2 protein-coding genes are annotated in these 2,790 nt (G+C 70.3%); both read right to left on the bottom strand.

The genetic code is table 11. The annotated features are described in order from the left end of the window. Nucleotides 1-180: 180 nt before the first annotated feature. Nucleotides 181-765, bottom strand: a complete 585-nt coding sequence (gene ppa, locus HUV01_RS14645; protein ID WP_174298936.1) for an inorganic diphosphatase — start codon at nt 763-765, stop codon at nt 181-183. Nucleotides 766-897: 132 nt separating this feature from the next. Next, the coding region (locus HUV01_RS14640; protein WP_368040045.1) for a M61 family metallopeptidase at nt 898-2,790 on the bottom strand (1,893 nt) is incomplete at its 5' end.

The following is a 2,790-nucleotide window of genomic DNA, read 5'->3' as shown; positions in this document are numbered from 1 at the left end:
CGGGGCGGTTCTGGCCCGGTGCGGCGGCGGCACCGCGCTCCCTGGCGTGCCTTTGGTGAGGCACGCGACCGGCCTTTACCCGACCGGGATCACCTGCGTGCCGATGGCGCAAGCCGATCGAACCGCTCCGCCCGCCGTCCGGCCGGCGCCGGGGCGACGGGCAGGGGAGCCGATGTCCCGTCAGCCCTCCCGGCCAAGTTCCTCGCCCGCGTCCTGCGGGTCCCCGCCCTTCTTCCTGGCATCGTCGTAACGCTGGATCGCCTCCAGCGTGATCTGCTTGGCCTCGTCGGCGTCGCCCCATTTGCCGACGCGGACCCACTTCTTCTTCTCCAGATCCTTGTAGTGGGTGAAGAAATGCTCGATCTGCTCGAACACGATCTCGGGCACGTCGCCGCGCCCGCCGACGTTGGAGTAATAGGGGAACACCGCGTCCACCGGCACGCAGACCAGCTTCTCGTCGCCGCCCGCCTCGTCCTCCAGGTTCAGCACCGCGATCGGCCGGGCGCGCACGACGCAGCCCGGGATGAACGGCGAGCGCGCGATCACCAGCGCGTCGAGCGGGTCGCCGTCGGGCGACAGCGTGTGCGGCACGAAGCCGTAGTTCGCGGGATAGCGCATCGGCGTGTGCAGGATGCGGTCGACGAACAGCGCGCCCGACGCCTTGTCGAACTCGTATTTCACCGGCTCGCCGCCGGTCGGCACCTCGATGATGACGTTGAGGTCGTCCGGCGGGTTCTTGCCCGTCGGGATCAGATCGATGCGCATGTCGTCCCCTCTCCTGGATGATGGCAGCCGGTTAGCCGGGATTGCCCGTAGCGTCGACAAGGCCGGTGCGGCTTGTTCAGGACGCCTGTGTCACGTCGGGCTTGTAATGTCGGGCGTATCGGGCCGGGCGGGTCAGCGCGGCGCGAGCAGCCGGTCGAGCCCCGCCTCGCCGCCGGCGATCTTCTCCAGGTGCGGATAGCGCAGGCCGCCGTGATAAGGGATGGACACGGTGCGGAACCGGTCGTCCGACCGGAGCGACAGGACCAGCGGACCGCGCGCCTCGCGCGCAGTGCCGGCGGCGAGCGTGATCGCGGCGGCGAGCGCGGGCGCGTCATAGCCGCGGTCCGCCACCGCGACGATCGTGTCGCCTGGCTTCACCCCGGCGCGGAACGCCGGCGAGTTCCACACGACGCCGCCGATCCTGCCCTTCTCGTCGACGCGCAGGCCGATCGAATAGGAAAAGTCCGCGCCCTTCGTCTTGGCGAGGCTGTTCTTCAGCATCGCGTTGGGCTTGTCGGTATAGATCAGCCGATAGCCGCCACGCTCGATCCCCGCGAGCGAGGCGGGGCCGGTCGCGTCGAGCCGCGCGCGCAGGAATCCAGCCCAGTCGTACGGCGCGACCGCGTTCAGCCCCGCCGCCACGTCGTCGAACGTATAGGTGCGCTCGGTATTCCACACGCCCGGATCGACGCCGAAGAAGCCCTTCGCGAAATCGTCCAGGCCCCGGGCGCCGCCCGTGAGCTGGCGAAGCTGCGCGTCCACCTCCAGCCACACCAGCTCGGCGTTGCGGTAATAGTCGTATCCGCGGCTCCAGCTCGGCCAGTCGCTGCCCGCGCCGGGCGCGATGATCGGGTCGTTGGTCGTGTCCTGCAACGGGCGCCAGCCCATGCCCGGCTGACCGCCGGCATAGAGCGCGGCGACGCCCGCGAGGTTGTCGAGGTACTGGTCGTGCGTCCAAAGCCCCGATCGCGCGGCGAGGATGTTGCCCCAGAACTGCGTCTGCCCCTCGTACACCCACAGAAGCGTGTCGCGCATGGGGGTGCGGTAGTCGGGGGTCCACAGGTCGAAGGGGCGGCGATACTTGCCGTTCCAGCTGTGCGTGAACTCGTGCGCCACGACGTAATGGTCCGCGAGGTTCGCGTCCCAGTCGGTGAACAGGTCGCCGCCGAAGCTGTTCTCCGAGCTGCGGTGATGCTCCAGCCCCTCGTCCGACTGGACGTCGGAGGTGGCGACGAGGAAGTCGTAATGGTCGTAGTGGCGCGTGCCGAACAGCCGGTCCGCCTGGACGACGAGCGACTTGTGCGCGGCGATCACCTCGGCGGACGGCAGGATCTGGTCGGGCGTATCGCCGACCATGTCGAGCGTCACCGCCGGATCGAGCCGCACCTGCCGCGCATGCGACCCCGCGAAGATCGGCGAGTCGACCAGCACGTCGTAGGGCACCGTCTCATAGGCCGTGCGGTCGCCCGTGCGGGTGCCGCGCAGTGCGGTATAGCCGGTCCAGCCCGCCGGCCAGGTGACGCTCGCCCTCACGGGGATGCGGCGGACATAGCTGCCGGCCGGATAGAGCGACACCGCGTTCCACTCGATGTTCGTGAGCGTGGGCGCGGTGACGACGCGGGTACCGGTGCGCTCGTGCGGAGGCAGGAACTGGAACCGCGCCTCCACGGCACGGACGCCGGCGGGCACGTCGAGGTGGAAGGCGTGGATGTCGGTCGTGTCGCGACGCCATGCCAGCGGACGGCCGTTGGCGGTGAAGGCGAGGCCGGCGACGTTGGCGATCGGCCCGGTCGGGCCGTGCTCGCCGGGCAGCCACTCGGGATAGAGCAGCACCAGCGGGCCAGGCCCGGCGACCGGTATCGTCTCGCGCACCGCGAAGATGCCCTGCACCGCGTTCGAGGCATCGACGTCGAGCGTCAGCGTACCTGGCCAGGCGACGTCCCGCGCCGCCGGGATCGTGTCCACGAACGGCGCGGCCATCGGCAGCGGCCCGGCCTGCTGAGCCGCGGCGGGCGCCGCGACCAG

The organism is Sphingomonas bacterium (assembly GCF_903643035.1).
Lineage (GTDB): Bacteria > Pseudomonadota > Alphaproteobacteria > Sphingomonadales > Sphingomonadaceae > Sphingomonas.
Note: the sequence above shows the minus strand (reverse complement) of the source record. Positions and strands in the feature narration are given on the sequence as shown.

Bases quoted from the DNA above. Each gene is read 5' to 3' on its own strand.
- ppa (WP_174298936.1), bottom strand. From the start codon at position 765: ATGCGCATCGATCTGATCCCGACGGGCAAGAACCCGCCGGACGACCTC.